The 17,329-nt window shown below is 68.5% G+C and carries 14 protein-coding genes; 8 read left to right on the top strand and 6 right to left on the bottom strand.

The window, feature by feature from the left end; all coding sequences use genetic code 11:
* The first annotated feature begins 54 nt into the window (after window positions 1–54).
* The 3 genes from PKD06_RS02015 to PKD06_RS02005 all read left to right on the top strand — a co-directional run bounded on the left by PKD06_RS02015 (window position 55) and on the right by PKD06_RS02005 (window position 4,517).
* Complete coding sequence (locus tag PKD06_RS02015; RefSeq protein ID WP_324377232.1) at window positions 55–891, top strand: HlyD family efflux transporter periplasmic adaptor subunit; 837 nt, start codon at window positions 55–57, stop codon at window positions 889–891.
* Window positions 892–1,031: 140 nt separating this feature from the next.
* On the top strand, window positions 1,032–4,175 hold the full coding sequence (locus PKD06_RS02010) for an efflux RND transporter permease subunit (RefSeq protein ID WP_324377230.1): 3,144 nt from the start codon (window positions 1,032–1,034) through the stop codon (window positions 4,173–4,175).
* A gap of 108 nt (window positions 4,176–4,283) precedes the next feature.
* Window positions 4,284–4,517, top strand: a complete 234-nt coding sequence (locus PKD06_RS02005; protein WP_324377228.1) for a hypothetical protein — start codon at window positions 4,284–4,286, stop codon at window positions 4,515–4,517.
* Between the two features lie 70 nt (window positions 4,518–4,587).
* On the opposite strand, the gene phnE (PKD06_RS02000) is transcribed toward PKD06_RS02005, so the two are convergent.
* From phnE (PKD06_RS02000) to PKD06_RS01975, 6 genes are all read right to left on the bottom strand, one after another.
* Window positions 4,588–5,409 carry a phosphonate ABC transporter, permease protein PhnE gene (gene phnE / locus PKD06_RS02000; RefSeq protein ID WP_324377226.1) on the bottom strand — a complete coding sequence of 274 codons (822 nt, stop codon included), beginning with the start codon at window positions 5,407–5,409 and terminating at the stop codon, window positions 4,588–4,590.
* A complete protein-coding gene (gene phnE, locus PKD06_RS01995) occupies window positions 5,406–6,179 on the bottom strand; it encodes a phosphonate ABC transporter, permease protein PhnE (RefSeq protein WP_324377224.1) in 774 nt (257 codons plus the stop codon). The genes phnE (PKD06_RS02000) and phnE (PKD06_RS01995) overlap by 4 nt, the downstream gene beginning before the upstream one ends.
* A complete protein-coding gene (phnC, locus tag PKD06_RS01990) occupies window positions 6,176–6,970 on the bottom strand; it encodes a phosphonate ABC transporter ATP-binding protein (protein ID WP_324377223.1) in 795 nt (264 codons plus the stop codon). The genes phnE (PKD06_RS01995) and phnC overlap by 4 nt, the downstream gene beginning before the upstream one ends.
* Entirely contained in the window at window positions 6,967–7,983 is a 1,017-nt protein-coding gene (gene phnD, locus PKD06_RS01985; RefSeq protein ID WP_324377221.1) for a phosphate/phosphite/phosphonate ABC transporter substrate-binding protein, read from the bottom strand. The genes phnC and phnD overlap by 4 nt, the downstream gene beginning before the upstream one ends.
* Before the next feature lie 167 nt (window positions 7,984–8,150).
* Window positions 8,151–9,119, bottom strand: a complete 969-nt coding sequence (locus PKD06_RS01980) for a TAXI family TRAP transporter solute-binding subunit (RefSeq protein WP_324377219.1) — start codon at window positions 9,117–9,119, stop codon at window positions 8,151–8,153.
* Between the two features lie 48 nt (window positions 9,120–9,167).
* Entirely contained in the window at window positions 9,168–11,249 is a 2,082-nt protein-coding gene (locus tag PKD06_RS01975) for a TRAP transporter fused permease subunit (RefSeq protein ID WP_324377217.1), read from the bottom strand.
* Between the two features lie 247 nt (window positions 11,250–11,496).
* Here PKD06_RS01975 and cpaB point away from each other — a divergent pair, with 247 nt between their 5' ends.
* From cpaB to PKD06_RS01950, 5 genes are read left to right on the top strand one after another with little or no spacing between them, the layout of a single operon-like run.
* Window positions 11,497–12,294, top strand: coding sequence for a Flp pilus assembly protein CpaB (gene cpaB / locus PKD06_RS01970; protein ID WP_324377215.1), 798 nt, complete (start codon window positions 11,497–11,499; stop codon window positions 12,292–12,294).
* A gap of 24 nt (window positions 12,295–12,318) precedes the next feature.
* The gene (locus PKD06_RS01965) at window positions 12,319–13,836 is read left to right on the top strand and encodes a type II and III secretion system protein family protein (protein ID WP_324377213.1); all 1,518 of its coding nucleotides are present in this window, start codon (window positions 12,319–12,321) and stop codon (window positions 13,834–13,836) included.
* A gap of 50 nt (window positions 13,837–13,886) precedes the next feature.
* Window positions 13,887–14,588 carry a CpaD family pilus assembly protein gene (locus PKD06_RS01960; RefSeq protein ID WP_324377211.1) on the top strand — a complete coding sequence of 234 codons (702 nt, stop codon included), beginning with the start codon at window positions 13,887–13,889 and terminating at the stop codon, window positions 14,586–14,588.
* A gap of 33 nt (window positions 14,589–14,621) precedes the next feature.
* Complete coding sequence (locus PKD06_RS01955; RefSeq protein WP_324377209.1) at window positions 14,622–15,866, top strand: AAA family ATPase; 1,245 nt, start codon at window positions 14,622–14,624, stop codon at window positions 15,864–15,866.
* 11 nt (window positions 15,867–15,877) lie between these two features.
* Complete coding sequence (locus PKD06_RS01950; RefSeq protein WP_324377207.1) at window positions 15,878–17,329, top strand: CpaF family protein; 1,452 nt, start codon at window positions 15,878–15,880, stop codon at window positions 17,327–17,329.

The raw sequence follows: 17,329 nt of genomic DNA, 5'->3' as shown, positions 1-17,329 counted from the left end.
CCGCGCGGGAGGACGATTCTCCCGTGCCTTGCGCTGGCGGCGGCCTGCGCGGCGATGGCCGGTCCTGCGGCGGCGATCGACCTGCCCTCGGCCTTCGGCTCGACCTCGACGGTGCAGGTGCAAAGGCGCTGTTTCGTGGACAACGTGCGCGTCTCGGGCTTTCTCGCCCAGCGGGCCGAGGCTTTCGTGATGGGGCTCGACGGGTTTCGGATCGGGGCGATCCTGGTCCATGAGGGCGATACGGTCGCGGCCGGCCAGGATCTGATCCGCCTCGAAGCCGCGTTCCCCTCCCCGCCGGGGGGTGCCACCCCGCCGGGGGGCGCGGGATCTGCGGAGGCCGCGGCGGCGCGCGCCCGTCCGCCCGTCATCGTCCTCAAGGCGCCTGCCGCGGGCGTCGTATCGGCGAGCACGGCGCGTCTCGGCGCGCTCGCCACCGCGCGCGAGCCCCTCCTGCGCATCGGCACGGACCGCGACCTCGATCTCGTCGTCGATATCCCCGGGGCCTATGCCGCGCGGGTCAAGGCGGGCGGGGGCGCCAGGATCCTCCTTGGGGACGGGTCGGAGGTTGGGACGACGGTCCGGGTGCCGCCGGCCGAGATCGATGCCCGCACCCAGTTCGCGCGTGCGCGCCTCGCGCTTCCCGCCGGCTCCGGGCTGCGGCCGGGCATGTTCGGGCGGGGCACGGTCGACACGACCGAAAGCTGCGGCCCGAGCGTGCCGAAGACGTCGATCGTGCGCCAGAACAACACCACTTCCGTCCTCGTGGTGAGGAACGGAAAGCCCGAGGCCCGCCGCGTGGAGATCGGCCTGTCGTCGAGCGAATTCGTGGAGATCCGCTCTGGCCTCTCCGAGGGCGAGGGGGTCATCGCGAACGCGGCGGGTGCTCTGTGACGGGCCTCCCCTCCCGAATCTGGAGCGTGATGGCGCTTCGCTGAATCGCCATCACGCTCCAGCCTTTTGTTCGAGCATGATCTTTTCGAAAAACCGGGATCCACTTTTTCGGATCATGCTCTAGGCGGATCGGAGCGTCCATGTCGTTGAACGTGTCCACCTGGTCGATCAGGCGTCCGCTTCCTCCGATCCTCATCTCGCTGATCCTGCTCGCCTTGGGCTGGCTCAGCTTCTCGCGCCTGCCCGTCACGAACATGCCGAACGCCGATATCCCGGTGATCACGGTGCTGGTGACGCAGTTCGGCGCGGGACCGGCCGAGATCGAGAGGGAGGTGACCCGCACGATCGAGGACGGACTCGCCGGCATCGAAGGCATCCGCCACATCTCCTCGGTCGTGAACGACGGCGTGTCCCTGACGACGGTCGAGTTCCGTATCGAGACCAATACCGATCGCGCGCTGAACGACGTCAAGGATGGGGTCACCCGCATCCGGTCCAGCCTGCCCCAGCTCTCCCAGGAGCCCCTGATCCAGCGCGTCGAGGTCGCGGGCCTTCCGATCCTCAGCTACGCGGCGGTCGGAACCGACAAGACGGCCGAGGACCTCTCCGCCTATGTGAGGAATGTCGTCACGCGGGAGATCCAGGGAATCCGCGGGGTCGCCGAGGTCGAGACCGTCGGCGGGACGGATCGGGAAATTCTCGTCTCGCTCGATCCCGACCGCCTCGACGCCTACGGCCTCACCACCATCGACGTCAGCCGGCGGCTGCGCGCCATCAACGCGGATGTGGCGGGCGGGCGCGCCTCCCTCGGCGGGCGCGACCATGCGATCCGCACCCTCGGCGGCGCCCGCTCGCTCGAGGATCTGGCGGGCACGATGCTCGGCCTCGCGAGCGGCGGGGAGGTGCAGCTCAAGGATCTCGGCACCGTGATCGACACGGTCGCCGACAGGCGCACCTTCGCGAGCCTCGATGGGAAGCCGGTCGTCGCCTTCAACATCAAGCGCTCGCGGGGCGCGAGCGACGTCGCCGTCGGCCAGGCCGTCAAGGCCACCGTCGACAGGCTGAACGCCGACCATCCGGACATCCAGCTCGTGCTGATCTCGACCCAGGTCGACCATACGCTCGGCAACTACAAGGCGACGGTCGACACCCTGTTCGAGGGTGCGCTGCTGGCGGTACTCATCGTCTTCCTGTTCCTGCGGAACATCCGGGCGACGCTCATCGTCGTGATCTCGCTGCCGCTGTCGATCTTCCCCGCCTTCTGGGTCATGGACCTGCTGGGCTTCTCGCTGAACTCGGTGAGCTTCCTCGCGGTCACGCTGTCCACGGGCATCCTGGTCGACGATTCCATCGTCGAGATCGAGAACATCGCCCGCCATATCCGCATGGGCAAGTCGCCCTACCAGGCGGCCATCGACGCGGCGGACGAGATCGGGCTCGCCGTGATCGCGATCAGCCTCACCATCATCGCCATCTTCGTCCCGGCGAGCTTCATGCCCGGCATCGTCGGCCAGTTCTTCAAGCAGTTCGGCATCACGGTCGCGGTTCTGGTCTTCTTCTCGCTTCTGGCCGCACGGCTCGTGACGCCGATGCTCGCCGCCTATCTGCTCAAGCAGGACCTCAGCCCGGAAAAGCCGCCCGGACGGATCGAGCGCCTCTACACGCGCCTCGTGACCTTCTCGGTCAGGCATTACGTGCTGACCTTCCTCGTCGGAATGAGCGTGCTCGGGGGCTCGATCTTCAGCATGATGCTGCTTCCCAAGGGCTTCATGCCGCGATCGGACACCGCCCGGACGCTGATCTCGATCGAGCTGTCGCCCGGCTCGCAGGCGAGCGACACCCAGGCGGTCACCGACGCGATCGCGCGCGACCTGCGCGGCATCCCGCAGGTCCGCAGCATCTTCGTCGACGGGGGGCGCTCGCCGCAGGGCAACGTGGATGTCCGGCGCGCCACCATGGTCGTCAACTTCACCGACAAGAAGGAGCGCAAGCTCAGCCAGCGCGAGCTGGAGCAGGAGATCGAGCGGCGCCTCCAGCGCATCCCCGATATCCGCTACTGGCTGCTCGACGAACTGGGCATGCGAGCGGTCTCGCTCGTGGTGACGGGCGACGTGCCGGAGGCGGTCTCGGGCTTCGCGAACGAGTTGGCGAGCCAGATGCGCGGGCTTCCGACGCTCAGCAACGTCGTCTCCAGCGCGACGCTCGACCGGCCGGAGCTGCGCATCCGCCCGCGCAAGGATCTCGCCGCCCGGCTCGGGGTGACCGCGAGCGCGATCTCCGAGACCATCTCGGTCGCCACGATCGGCGACTCTCCCCAGGCGCTCGCGAAGTTCAGCATCGGCGACACGCTCGTCCCGATCCGGGTCCAGCTCAACGACGATGCCCGCGGCAATCTCGAGGCGCTGAAGGACCTGAAGGTCCCCATGGCCGGGGGGCCGAGGACGGTGCCGCTCAGCGTCGTCGCCGACATCCGGCCGGATCTCGGGCCGGCCAATATCGCGCGCTACGACCGGCAGCGCCAGGCGACGGTCGAGGCCGATCTCGTCGGCTATGCGGCGCTCGGGGACGTGCTGAAGACGATCCAGGACCTCCCCATCGTCCGCAACATTCCCAAGGGCGTCACGCTCAGCCAGTCGGGCGACGCCGAGAACCTGAACGAACTCGCGGACGGCTTCGTCCACGCGATGACCCTCGGGCTGATGGTGGTCTATGCGGTTCTCGTGCTGCTGTTCGGCAGCTTCCTCCAGCCGCTCGTGATCCTGATCTCGCTGCCGATCTCGATCGGGGGCGCCGTCGGCGCGCTCCTCCTGACCGGGAACCAGCTCACGACACCGGTCTTCATCGGCCTCCTGATGCTGATGGGCATCGTGACCAAGAATGCGATCATGCTGGTCGATTTCGCGGTGGAATCGATGCGGGACGGCGTGCCGCGCGACGCCGCCATCATCGATGCCGGCCGAAAGCGCGCCCGCCCGATCGTCATGACGACGATCGCCATGGCCGCGGGCATGATCCCGAGCGCGCTCGCGATCGGCGCCGGGGGCGAGTTTCGCGCGCCGATGGCCATCACGGTGATCGGCGGGCTTCTGTTCTCGACGATCCTCTCGCTCGTCTTCGTGCCGGCGACGCTCAAGCTGACGGGAGAGGCATCCGACCGCGTCCAGTCAGGGCTGCGCAGGTTCTCGCGCCTGTCGCCCTTTCCCGCCCAGACGGAAGGCGGGAGCGAATCCGGCCACCCGCGCTCTGCCGCTTCGGCCCGCCCCGCCCACGAAGCCGGGGGATAAAGCAGGCCCGAAAAAATTTCGCAGGCATCGTGAACCCGGCGAGGAGGCTCCGACACCAATGGGCATGGGGTCGGATGGTCCGGCCCCCTTCACCGGACGGAGCCCGCCATGTCCCTCAAGTCGTCTCTCACCCTCGCCCTCGCCGCCCTCTCGCTGACCGTCATCGCCACGGCGAGCGAAGCCCGCGGACACCGCTTCGCCGTCTTCGACGCCAATAGCGGCCGGAAGATCTTCGACGACGGCAGGCTCGACGGACGGGCCTGCGCCGTGGGCTCCCGCGCCGTGTTCAACCCCTTCACCGGCACGTTCACCCGGGTCCCGGCCGTCAAGTGCAACTTCTGACCCGATATCTTCCCATCCCGGGAACGTCGAAGCCCGGCCGCCGCCTCGCGACGGCCGGGCTTTCGCAGCTCTATATGATCCTGCTGCGCACGGCCGTGACGAGGATTTCCGTCAGCACGACGACCGCGAAGATGACGATCAGAACGACTGCCACCTGGTCCCAGTAGAGAAGGTTCAGCGCGGTATCGAGCGCGACCCCGATCCCGCCCGCGCCGACGAGGCCGAGCACGGCGGATTCGCGGATATTGATGTCCCAGCGGAACAGGGCGATCGAATAGAAGGCCGGCTTGATCTGCGGCCAGTAGCCCATGAGCAGCGTCGAGAGGGGAGGGGCGCCGGCCGCGCTCAGCGCCTCGATCGGGCCCCGATGGGCCTCCTCGACCGCCTCCGCGAAGAGCTTGCCCGTGAAGCCGATCGACCGGAAGGCGATGGCGAGCGTCCCCGCGAGCGGCCCCGGCCCGAAGACGGCGACGAAGAGCAGGGCCCAGACCAGCGAATTGACCGAGCGCGAGGTCACGAAGACGAATTTCGCGAAGAGGTTCAGGACCGGGCTCGGGGTGACGTTGCGGGCGGCGAGAAGCCCCACCGGAATCGCCAGGACGAGCGCAATCAGCGTGCCGAGCGTCGCGATGTGCAACGTCTCGACGAGGGCCGCGAGCGTCGTCGGGAGGTAGCTCCAGTCCGGCGGCCACATCCGCCCGACGAGGTCGGCCATCTGCTCGGGCGCGTCGGAGAGGAATTCGGGAATCACGTCGATCGTGCGCAGCGAGACGACGACCGCCGCGACCGTGAAGAGATAGAAGGCGAAGCGCGAGAGGCGCTTCAGCGGAGAGAAGCGGATCCAGCGCCGCTCCTGCACGGGAGAGGAGGCCGCGAGGGCCGGCGCGCTCACTGGAACACCTTGCGCGCCCAGCCCGAGACGATCTCGGCCAGCATGATGAGCGTCACGATGACGATCAGGATCGCGAGCACGACGTCGAAATCGAAGCGCTGATAGGCCGTGAACAAGGCCGCCCCGATGCCGCCGCCGCCGACGATCCCGACCATGGTCGAGTTCCGCAGGTTCGAATCGAGCTGGTAGGTCGAAAAGCCGATGAAGCGCGGCAGGACCTGCGGCAGGACGCCCATCGTCAGGACGGAGAGGAAGCCGGCCCCCGTCGCGCGCACGGCCTCGACCTGCTTGAGCGAGATCTCCTCGATCGCCTCGGCGAAGAGCTTGGCGATGAAGCCGATGGAGCCGACGATGAGCGCCATGACGCCGGCGAGGGCGCCGAAGCCGATCGCCTTCACGAACAGGATCGCGACGATGATCGGGTGAAACGAGCGGCAGAGCGCGATGAAGGCGCGGGCGGGCCAGGTCACCCAGGGCGGCATCAGGTTGCGGGCGGCCAGGAACCCGATGGGAAGCGACAGCACGACGCCGAAGAAGGTCGCGATGACCGCGATCTGGATGCTCTCTGCGATCCCCGAGACGATCAGCTCCCAGCGCGAGAAATTCGGCGGGAACATCCGGGCGATGAACCGCCCGCCATGGTCGAGGCCGGTCGCGAAGCGCTCGGGCACGAAGCCGAGGTGCAGCCCGGCATAGACGACATAGGCGGCGAGGAGCAGCCAGCCGAGGCGCGCCCACCAGTTCGGCCGGAAGGCGGCGCGCGCGCTCATGCGAGCCAGCTCTCCCCGCCATAGATCTGCTTGAGGTCGCGCTCGGCGAGGCCGGAGGGCGGCCCGTCATAGACGACCTGTCCGCCGGACATGCCGATCACGCGGCTCGCGAAGCGGCGCGCCAGCTCCACGTCGTGGATATTGACCACGACCGGGATGTTCCGCTCCGCGCCGAGGCGGGACAGGATCTCCATGATCTCGACCGAGGTCTTCGGATCGAGCGAGGAGGTCGGCTCGTCGGCGAGGATGATGTCCGGCTCCTGCATGATGGCCCGGGCGATGCCGACGCGCTGGCGCTGGCCGCCCGAGAGCGCGTCCGCCCGCCGCGTCGCGAAGCCCGAGAGGCCGACCGCGTCGAGGAGGTCGAAGGCGCGGTCGATGTCGCGCTGGGGAAACTTGCGCAGCCAGGCCCGCCAGGCCGGGACATAGCCGAGCCGCCCGCAGAGCAGGTTCTCCATGACGGTCAGGCGCTCGACGAGGTTGTATTCCTGGAACACCATGCCGATGCGCCGCCGGGCGCGGCGCAGCGCGCCGCCCGAGAGCCCGACGAGGTCGTGGCCGCCGAACAGGATCTCGCCGGAGGTCGGGCGCACGAGCCCGTTGATGCAGCGGATCAGCGTGCTCTTGCCCGTCCCCGAGGGGCCGATGATCGCGGTGAGCCCGGTCGGCGGGACGACGAGGCTGACGCCGCGCAGCACCGGCTGGCCCGGCCGGTATTCCTTGACGAGATCGCGGATCACGAGCGCCTGCGCGGAGGCCGCGCCGGCGTCGAGGGCCGGGGCCGCGCTCACGGCTTCTTGGCGCCTTCGGCCTTCTTCTTCGCGGCCTCGGCCTCGCGGGCCAGTTCCTTCTGGTAGGCGGCCTTGTTGAAGGGCGTGCCGGAATCCTCGGCGACCTTGCGCACCACGGCCCAGTCCTTGAGGTAGGTGATCGGCGCGAAGCGGTCGTCGCCCTCGAAATCCTTCACCATCTGCGACGGGAAGCGGAAGTCGTAGAAGCATTGCTTGATCTTCTCGGCCAGTTCCGGCTTGAGATCATGCGCATAGGCGAAGCCCGAGCTGGGGAAGCGCTCGCTGCGGTAGATGATGCGGAAATTCTCCGCCTTGAGATCGCCGCGCGCGACCATCCGCTCGAAGACGTCCGAGGCGACGGGCGCGGCGTCGTAATCGCCCGAATTGACGCCGAGGGCGGATTTGTCATGGCCGCCGGAAAAGAGGATCTGGTAATCCTCGCCGGGCTTCAGGCCCTGGTCCGGAAACAGCGCCTTGGGCGCGAGGCCGCCCGAATTGGACGAGGGCGAGGTATGGGCGACGCGCTTGCCCTTGAGGTCGGAGAGCTTCTGGTAGGGGCTCGACGCCTTCACCAGCACGATGAGGTGATAGCCCTCGATGCCCTTCTCGGTGCCCTTGCCGGCGAAGGGCACGGCGCCCGCCATGTTGACGGCGAAGCCGACGGGGCCCGTCGAGAAGCCGGCCACGTGCAGGCGTCCCGAGCGCATTGCCTCGATCTCGGCCGAGTTGGACTGGACCGGGTAGTACACGACCCGCTTGCCGGTGCATTTGGAGAGATATTCGGTGAAGGGCCTGAAGGCGTTCTCGTAGACGGCCGGGTCCTCGACCGGCGTATAGGCGAAGACGAGGACGCTGGGATCGCGCGTCTTGGCCGGAACGTCGGCGACGAGATCCTTGTTCTCGTCGCAATAGGCGTCGTCGAGCTGGCCGCGATTGGTGCAGGTCTGGGCCTGGGCCGCCGTTCCGAGCAGCAGGGCGGAGGCAACGAGCGCGGAGCCCAGGGGAATCCTCATCCGAACCTTCATCATGTGTTCCTCGCCTTCGGAAGGGACGCATCCCTTCTCCGATGCCGTGTCGGCACGTTAGAGCATTTTCGTGTGACGGAGGATCCGGCTCGCGCGAAGAAAACGCGTTCCGGCGGGAGGTCCGAAGCTCTCCCGCCGGCGCCTGGATGGGCAGCTTATTCCTTCACGCCCCGTTCCTTGAAATATTTCAGCGCGCCGGGATGGAAGGGGATCGGGGAGCGGGACTGCACCTGGTTGTCGAGCGAGAAGGCGGCGGCCTCCTTGTGCACGGCGACGAGGTCGTCCTTGTTCTCGACCAGGGTCTTGACGATGGCATAGGCGTCCTCGTCCGACATCTTGTCGCCCGTGACCAGGATGTTCCAGACCTCGGTGTTCTTGTTGTCGGCATCCATGCCCGGATAGGTGCCCTTCGGGATGACCGAGGGCGAGTAGAGCTTGCCGTATTTGGCGTTCATCTTCTCGGCGAGATCGGCATGGTCGATGAACTTGATCTTGGTGCCGGGCGTCGCGGCGAGGTCGGTGACGCCTGCCGTCGGAATGCCGCCGACCCAGAAGAAGGCATCGATCTTGCCGTCCTTGATGGCGTTCACGCTCTCGGCGACCGAGAGGCGCTCGCGCTTCATGTCCTTGTCCTTGTCGAGCCCCGCCGCCTCGATCACGCGGAAGGCCATGACCTCGGTGGCCGAGCCGGGGGAGCCGGTCGAGACGCGCTTGCCCTTGAGGTCGCTCATCTTCTCGATGCCCCGGCCCTCGACCGTCACGACATGCATGCGGTTGGGATAGAGGACGAGGAGCGTGCGCAGCGGCACCTTGCCGGATTTGAACTTGTCCTTGCCTTCCTGCGCGTCGAGCGCCGCATCGGCCATGGTGAAGCCGATCTCGCTCTGGCCGGAGGCGATGAGCTTGAGGTTGTCGACCGAGCCGCCCGTGACCTCGGCCGTCGCCTGCACGCCCGGCAGCTTCTTCGAGAGCACGTTCGCGACCGCGCCGCCCAGGGGATAATAGACGCCGCCCGTGCCGCCCGTGCCGATCGCAATGGTCTTCTGCTGCGCGAGCGCGGCCCCGATGCCGCGCGGGGCGGCGATGATGGCGGCCCCGAGGCCGAGGAGGGTGCGTCTCTTCATCTGGTGTTTCTCCCTTTCAGTTGATTGGATCGCGGGCGGGGGCGCCCCTCATGCCGCCGCCTCGCCGCGCCTCGCCCGCTGCGCCAGCAGCACGAGCGCGGCGAGCACGATGCCCACGGCCCAGGTATAGGCGATGTCGCGGCCGACGATGGCTTCGGCGATGGCCTCGAGCAGGCTCGGGAAGACCAGGAACAGGCCGGAGATCCCGAGCGCCACGCGCTCCCAGAGGACCGTCCGGCGCAAGGCCCAGCCCTGCGCACAGGCCGCGAGCGCCGCGAGGCCGAGCCCGGTCTTGATCGTGATCCAGATGATCGACCAGACCGTGCCGTCCTTGGGCATCTTCAGCAGGAGGCCGACCCCGTCCGGGTCGAGCACGAAGACGAAGGGCACGAGGAAGGCCGGCAGCGTGTATTTCCAGCTTTGCAGCGTCGTCGCATAGGGATCGCCGCCGGTGATGGCCGCCGCGGCGAAGGGCGAGAGCGCGGTCGGCGGCGAGACCTCCGACAGCACCGCATAATAGAAGATGAACATATGCGCGGCGTAGTCCGGCACGCCGAGATGCGTCAGGGCCGGCGCGGCGATCACCGCGCAGATGATGTAGGAGGCCGTCACCGGCACCGCGAGCCCGATCACCCAGACGATCAGCGCGGTATAGATCGCCGTCAGGAGCAGCGAGCCCCCCGCATAGGAGATCACGATCGAGGAGAACTTCAGCCCGAGCCCGGTCAGGGTCACGATGCCGACGACGATGCCGGCGGAGGCGCAGGTCGTGGCGGCGCTCAGCACGCCGACGGCGCCGTCCGACAGCGCCTTGACGAGCCGCGTCGGATCGAGCTTCGGCCTGAAGGTGACCAGCGCGCATTCCGGGCGCAGGAAGGACAGGGCCGTGGTGACCAGCACCGCGTAGAAGACCGAGAGCTGGGGCGAATAGCCCCAGACCATGAAGCCGACCACGGCGAGCAGCGAGAGGAAATGGAAGCCGTAGCGGCGCAGCATCGCGCCGGTCGACAGCTCCTGCTCGTACTCGATCTCCTTGGCGCCGAAGCGCTTGGCGTCGAGTTCCACCATGAAGAGCAGCGAGAGGTAATAGAGGATGGTCGGGATCGTCGCCATCCAGATGACGTCGAGATAGGAGAGCTTCAGGAACTCGGCGATCAGGAAGGCGGCGGCGCCCAGCACCGGGGGCGAGAGGATCGCCCCGAGCCCGCCCGCCGCCAGCAATCCGCCGGCCGCATTGGCCGAGAAGCCGGCCTTCTTCATCATCGGATAGGCGACGGTGCCGATCATCACCGTCGTCGCGACGCCCGAGCCCGAGGGGCCGCCGAGCAGGAAGGAGGAGAGCACCACCGTCCGGCCCGGCGCATTGGCCTTGCCCCGCATCAGCGCGAGCGAGAAGTCGATGAAGAACTTCCCCGCCCCCGAATGCTGCAGGAACGCGCCGTAGATCGTGAACAGCACGATCAGCGTCGCCGAGACGTCCACCGCGACGCCGAAGATGCCCTCCAGCGTGATGAAGAGGTGACCGACGATGCGGGTGAGCGTGTAGCCGTGATGGGTCCAGGGCGGCGGCAGGTGGGGGCCGAGCATCGCATAGGCGATGAAGAAGAGCGAGACGACCGGCATGATCAGCCCGGTCGTGCGCCGCGTCGCCTCGAGCAGGATCACGATGAAGGCGACGCCGAGGACGACGTCGAGCCGGTCCGGCACCGTGGCGCGGTCGGTGAAATCCTCGCCCCCCCAGAGCGCGTAGCCGATGATGGCGACGGCCGCGAGGCCGAGCATCACGTCCCACCACGCGATCCGGTTGCGGAAGCGCGCCGCGACGGGGAAGAGCAGGTAGGAGAGCAGCAGGACGAAGGCGACGTGCGTGTAGCGCAGCTCCTGGGTCGGGACGATCCAGTAGGCCGCATAGAGATGGAAGAGGCTCATCGTCACGGCGATGGTCGTGACGATGCGGGCGCCCCAGCCGGCGAGGCGGTTCGTCGCCCCTTCTTCCTGCTCGATGAATTCCTCGGCCTTCCTGAGGGCCTCGTTCGAGATGGCGTCCGATTCGTCCGGGGGGGCGGCGGCGTCGCCCTGGCCGATGCGGAGCGCCTTGGCCTCGAAATCCGGCTCCCTCGCTTGCGTCATCGGCGCTCCTCCCTGCCTGCTGGTTAACACGGCGAAGCCGGCCCGTCCGTCCGACGATGGGAGGAGGGAGCATACCCGCCGCTTCCGCCTTCGGTCGAGGCGGCCCGGGCCAATGCTCGAAAATACTTAACGCGCATCAAGATTAACGATCCGTCGAAGATATGCGGCCGCGGACAGGTTCAATTAACCATGTTTTGACCATTGGCCGCCAATGTCCAACGAGAAGAGTCTGCGTCGGACGCTCCCTATGAAACCTGCCCGTCTCATCGTCCTTGGCATTGCGGGCCTCGCGGCCTGCGGGGCCGCCCTGCTGATGGCCCGGTCGGGACGGGCGCCCGCGCCGGTCATGGTCGAGCGGAAAGCCTCCGTCCAGACAACGGACGTGCTCGTCACGACGGCGGAGCTTCCGATCGGCAGCACGATCAAGCCGGGCCAGCTGCGCTGGCAGCCCTGGCCGGCCGACTACGTCCCGGGCGGGGCGCTGACCCAGGCCGATCTGCCCGGCGGCATCCAGGAATTCGACGGCGCCATCGTCCGCATCGCCCTCTTCGCGGGCGAGCCGGTGCGGCGCGAGAAGCTGGTGCGGGCCAATTCCAACGCCTTCATGTCGGCGATCCTGCCCTCCGGGATGCGGGCCGTGGCGATCACGATCGACCGGACCGGTTCGTCCTCGGCCGGCGGCTTCGTCCTGCCCAACGACCGCGTCGACATCATGAAGACCTATCGCGAGGAGGACGGCCCCAAGGGCGCCGGCGACTCGCAGACCACCGAGACGATCCTGCGCAACATCCGCGTCCTCGCCATCGGCCAGAACGTGCAGGACAAGAACGGCGAGAAGGTCGTCATCGGCGATACCGCGACGCTCGAAGTCTCGCCGAGCCAGGCCGAGACCCTCGCGCTCGCCCAGAAGACGGGCTCGCTGTCGCTCGCGCTGCGCAGCCTCGCCGATGCGAATCCCGCCCAGGCCGACGAGACGGCCTCCAAGGACGACCCCTCCATCACCCTCGTGCGCTACGGCGTCGCTCGTCAGGCCGCGCGGCGCTGACCGGACGATAAGGGAAACGGCCCCATGAAGATGCTCCGGTCCCGCTCCTCGCTCGCAGGCTGCCTGCGGGCCGGCCTTGCGGCCTTCGCCCTCCTGCCGGCGGGCGCCATCCCGGCGGATGCGGCCCCCTACGGTGCCTATCCCCGCAATGCCGGCACCGAGGTCGACGGCGCGCGGCGCATCGACCTCTCGGTCGGCCGCTCGGTGATCATCGAGCTGCCGCGCGACGCCAAGGAGGTCTTCGTCGCCAATCCGGCCGTCGCCAACGCGGTGGTGCGCTCCGCCCGCAAGATGTTCCTGATCGGCGTCGCCGGCGGCGGCACCTCCGTCATCGCGACCGACGCGGAAGGCCGCCAGATCGCCGCCTTCGAGGTCACGGTCGGGCGCGACCTGAACCCTCTCCGCCAGACGCTCCAGCGCGCGATCCCGACCGCCCGCATCGACGTCCGCCCCGCGGGCGATTCCATCCTGCTCACGGGCACGGTGCAGACGGCGGGCGACGCCCAGCAGGCCGCCGACATCGCCCGCGCCTTCGTCGGGATGAGCACGATCGGGGGAGGCGGAGGCGCCCCCTCCTCGACCTCCGGCGGGGCCGGGGCCTCGACCGGCCTCGTCATCAACGCCCTGACCATCGCCGAGCGCGACCAGGTGATGATCAAGGTCACGGTGGTCGAGATGCAGCGCACCGCCATCAAGCAGCTCGGCATCAATGTCGGCGGCAACTGGAACGTGCTGGATGCGGCCAAGGACGGCGCCGTCGCCATGGCCAACCCGGCCTCGGGGCTGGTCGGCTTCGCGACCGGCATCCTGGCCGGGCGGGACAGCTCGGGCGGCCTGAATTTCCAGGGACAGGCCGGGATCAACAAGAACGCCAATATCGGCGGCACCTTGCAGGCGCTCGAGAAGGCCGGCGTCTCGCGGGTCCTGGCGGAGCCGACCCTCGTCGCGATCTCGGGCGAATCGGCCACCTTCCATGCCGGCGGCGAGATTCCGATCGTCGTCACGGCGACCTGCCCGACGGGCCAGTACTGCCCCCCGACCGTGACCTACAAGCCCTACGGCGTCGCTCTCGCCTTCACGCCCATCGCCCTCTCGCCGGGCCGGATCAGCCTGCGCGTGTCGACGGAGGTCAACGAGCTCGACAAGGAGACGATGGTCAACGGCAATGTCGGCTTCAAGACCCGCAAGACCTCGACCACGGTCGAGCTGCCCTCGGGCGGCACGATGGTGACGGCCGGGCTGATCCAGTCGCAGACCACCCAGACGCTGACGGGCATCCCGGGCCTCATCAACCTGCCCGTCCTCGGCGCCCTGTTCCGCTCGCGGGACTTCCAGCGCCAGGATAGCGAGCTGATGATCATGGTGACGCCCTATCTCGCGAAGCCCCAGGAGGCCGCCCAGGTCGCCCGTCCCGATGACGGCTTCCAGGATTCGAGCGATCCGCAGGCTTTGCTGATGGGCCGCCTCAACCGCCTCTACGGCACCTCCGGCCCCGGCCGCGGACGCCAGATGCCCGGCCGCTTCGGCTTCATCACCGACTGACCGCAACGACACCGACAGCGGGCGCCCCGACCGCGCCGCCGGAGAGCCAGATGAAAGCCTCGCCCCCCCGCATTCCCGCCCTCGCGGCCCTGGCCCTCTGCGTGCCCGCCCTCGCGGCCTGCCAGAGCCAGGAGCAGATCACCGGCTCGATCTATCCGAGCGACTATCGGGACCGGCACCCGATCGTGCTGGCGGACCGCCCGCGCGTCCTCGACGTCTTCGTCGGCGGCCCGGGCGGGCTCGTGAGCCGCGAGCGCCAGGATATCGGCGCCTTCTTCGCGGAATACGCCAAGCACGGGACCGGCGTGATGATGGCGCAGGTGCCGCACGGCTACGGCACGAACCCGGCGACGCGCCGGGCCGTCGAGACGCTGCGCTCCTATGCCGGCGGCAGGCTCGCCATCACGACCTACCAGCCCGCCGATCCGAACGTCGCCTCTCCCATTCGCCTGAGCTTCCGCCGCCTTCAGGCGAAGGTCGGCTCGCAATGCGGCCTGTGGCCGGACGATCTCGGCGTGTCGGATGCCAGGCAGTCCTGGCGCAACGAGCAATATTACAATTTCGGCTGTGCCTCGCAGGCGAACCTCGCCTCGCAGGTCGCCGATCCCGTCGACCTCGTCCGCGGCCGCCAGGAAAGCCGGCCGGACACGCTGCGGCGGATGTACAATTTCGACCAGCTCCGCAAGGGCAAGGACCCCTCCACCATGTGGCGGACCGAGGCTGCGAGCGTCGCCCAAGGCATCGGCCAGTGAGCCCCCAAGGACAGCAGAGGGGAATGGAGCGCCATGTCTGACGAAACCGACCCCGCCGGCGAGATCATCGCCCCCGTGCCACGCGTGACGCTCCAGGCATTCTGCGTCAGCGCCGTGGTGGCCGAGACGATCGAGGCCGCCTCCCGCGACCGGCGCATGCAGAAGGCGCATGTGAAGGTGCAGATGGGGGGAGCCGCCGCCGCCCTCGAGGCGTTCCGCCAGGCGCCGACCCCGAATATCGTCGTCCTGGAATTCCAGACGGATTCGGGCTCGATCCTCGAGTCGCTCGACCAGCTCGCCTCGGTCTGCGACGCCGGCACGAAGGTGCTGGTGATCGGCCACGTCAACGATGTCCTGCTCTATCGCGAGCTGACGCGGCGGGGGGTGAGCGAATACCTCATCGCCCCCATCAGCCTGCTCGACTTCGTGCGCGCCGTCTCGGAACTGTACACGACGCCGGGCGCCGAGCCCCTCGGGCGCACGATCGCCGTCGCCGCGGCGAAAGGGGGCGCGGGCTCCTCGACCGTCGCGCACAACGTCGGCTGGGCGATCTCGCGCAACCTGAAGAGCCAGACCCTGATCGTCGATCTCGACATCGCCTTCGGGACGGCCGGGCTCGATTTCAACCAGGACCCTCCGCAGAGCATCGCCGAGGCGATCTTCGCGCCCGACCGGCTCGATGCGAACCTCGTCGACCGGCTGCTCTCTAAATGCTCCGACCATCTCTCGCTGCTGGTCGCCCCGGCCGTGCTCGACCGCACCACCGACCTGACCGAGACGGCGGTCGACGCCCTGATCGACATCCTGCGCGCCTCGACCCCGACCATCGTGCTCGACCTGCCGCATGTCTGGACGGCCTGGTCGCGGCGCCTGCTCGTCTCCTCGGACGAGATCGTGATCGTGGCGACGCCCGACCTCGCCTCCCTGCGCAACACGAAGAACCTGCTCGACGGGCTGCGGGCCAACCGCCCCAACGACGCGGCCCCGCGCGTGGTGCTGAACGCGGTCGGGCTGCCGAAGCGGCCCGAGATCGCGCCGGCCGAGTTCGCCAAGGCGCTGGGGGTCGAGTTCGCCGCGGTGCTGCCGCACGACGCGGCCCTCTTCGGCACGGCCGCCAATAACGGGCAGATGATCGCCGAGGTGCAGGCGGGATCGAAACATGCCGAGATCTTCGTCTCGCTCGCCTCGCTCCTCACCGGCAAGGCCGAGCCGAAGCGCGGCCGCGCGAGCCTGTTCGAGCCGCTGATGGCCCGGCTCGGGCGGCGCAAGGCGTCCTGAGGATCGCAAGCATGTTCGGAAAGCGCTCAAGCCCCTCCGCTCCCACGCCCCCGAAGCGGGACCAGGCTCCCTCCCAGGGTCCCTCGGCTCCGGTCCATGTCGAGCCCGGCCGGGAGAGGCATTCCGCGGCGCCGGCGGAGGAGGTCGTCGCGCACGACAAGCGCAAGTCGGACGCCTACCACGCCACCAAGAGCATGGTGTTCGGCGCGCTGATCGAGGCCATCGACCTCGCCCAGCTCGCGCGGCTCGATCCCGAATCGGCGCGCGACGAGATCCGGGACATCGTCAACGAGATCGTGGCGATCAAGAACGTCGTGATGTCGATCGCCGAGCAGGAGGAGCTGCTCGACGGCATCTGCAACGACGTGCTCGGATACGGTCCCCTCGAGCCGCTGCTCTCGCGCGACGACATCGCCGACATCATGGTCAACGGCGCGGGCAACACCTATATCGAGGTGGCCGGCAAGATCCAGCTCACCAACGTGCGCTTCCGCGACAACGGGCAGCTGATGAACATCTGCCAGCGGATCGTCAGCCAGGTCGGCCGGCGCGTCGACGAATCCTCGCCCATCTGCGACGCGCGCCTGCCGGACGGCTCGCGCGTCAACGTGATCGCGCCCCCGCTCGCGATCGACGGGCCCACCCTCACCATCCGCAAGTTCAAGAAGGACAAGCTGACGCTGGAGCAGCTCGTGCGCTTCGGCGCCATCTCGCCGGAAGGCGCGACGATCCTCCAGATCATCGGCAAGGTGCGCTGCAACGTCGTCATCTCGGGCGGCACGGGCTCGGGCAAGACGACGCTGCTCAACTGCCTCACCCGCTATATCGAGGCGGACGAGCGCATCATCACCTGCGAGGACGCCGCCGAGCTGCAGCTCCAGCAGCCGCACGTGGTGCGCCTCGAGACGCGCCCCCCGAATCTCGAGGGGCAGGGGCAGGTCACCATGCGCGACCTCGTGCGCAACTGCCTGCGCATGCGTCCCGAGCGGATCATCGTCGGCGAGGTGCGCGGGCCGGAAGCCTTCGACCTGCTCCAGGCGATGAATACGGGCCATGACGGCTCGATGGGCACGGTGCACTCGAACTCGCCGCGCGAATGCCTCTCGCGCCTGGAATCGCTCATCACCATGGGCGGCTTCTCGCTCCCCTCGCGCACCATCAAGGAGATGATCGCCACCTCGGTGGACGTGATCGTGCAGGCGGCGCGCCTGCGCGACGGCTCGCGCCGCATCACCCACATCACCGAGGTGGTGGGGATGGAGGGCGACGTCATCACCACCCAGGACATCGTCACCTACGACATCCTCGGGGAGGACGCTGCCGGGCGGCTGACGGGCGTGCACCGCTCGACCGGCCTCGGCCGGCCGCGATTCTGGGAGCGGGCACGCTACTTCAACGAGGAGGGGCGGCTCGCGGCGGCGCTCGACGCGATGGAGACCGCCGGACGCGGGAAGGTGGCATGA

Source organism: Enterovirga sp. (assembly GCF_035325185.1).
Classification (GTDB): domain Bacteria; phylum Pseudomonadota; class Alphaproteobacteria; order Rhizobiales; family Beijerinckiaceae; genus Enterovirga.
This window is presented reverse-complemented; position numbering and strand designations above follow the sequence as displayed.

Excerpts from the sequence above, each read along its gene's own strand:
- cpaB (WP_324377215.1), top strand. The coding sequence starts at position 11,497 with ATGAAACCTGCCCGTCTCATCGTCCTTGGCATTGCGGGCCTCGCGGCC.
- PKD06_RS01965 (WP_324377213.1), top strand. The coding sequence starts at position 12,319 with ATGAAGATGCTCCGGTCCCGCTCCTCGCTCGCAGGCTGCCTGCGGGCC.
- PKD06_RS01955 (WP_324377209.1), top strand. The coding sequence starts at position 14,622 with ATGTCTGACGAAACCGACCCCGCCGGCGAGATCATCGCCCCCGTGCCA.
- PKD06_RS01950 (WP_324377207.1), top strand. The coding sequence starts at position 15,878 with ATGTTCGGAAAGCGCTCAAGCCCCTCCGCTCCCACGCCCCCGAAGCGG.
- PKD06_RS02010 (WP_324377230.1), top strand. The coding sequence starts at position 1,032 with ATGTCGTTGAACGTGTCCACCTGGTCGATCAGGCGTCCGCTTCCTCCG.
- PKD06_RS02005 (WP_324377228.1), top strand. The coding sequence starts at position 4,284 with ATGTCCCTCAAGTCGTCTCTCACCCTCGCCCTCGCCGCCCTCTCGCTG.
- phnD (WP_324377221.1), bottom strand. The coding sequence starts at position 7,983 with ATGAGGATTCCCCTGGGCTCCGCGCTCGTTGCCTCCGCCCTGCTGCTC.
- PKD06_RS01960 (WP_324377211.1), top strand. The coding sequence starts at position 13,887 with ATGAAAGCCTCGCCCCCCCGCATTCCCGCCCTCGCGGCCCTGGCCCTC.
- PKD06_RS01980 (WP_324377219.1), bottom strand. The coding sequence starts at position 9,119 with ATGAAGAGACGCACCCTCCTCGGCCTCGGGGCCGCCATCATCGCCGCC.
- phnE (WP_324377224.1), bottom strand. The coding sequence starts at position 6,179 with ATGAGCGCGCGCGCCGCCTTCCGGCCGAACTGGTGGGCGCGCCTCGGC.
- PKD06_RS02015 (WP_324377232.1), top strand. The coding sequence starts at position 55 with ATGGCCGGTCCTGCGGCGGCGATCGACCTGCCCTCGGCCTTCGGCTCG.
- PKD06_RS01975 (WP_324377217.1), bottom strand. The coding sequence starts at position 11,249 with ATGACGCAAGCGAGGGAGCCGGATTTCGAGGCCAAGGCGCTCCGCATC.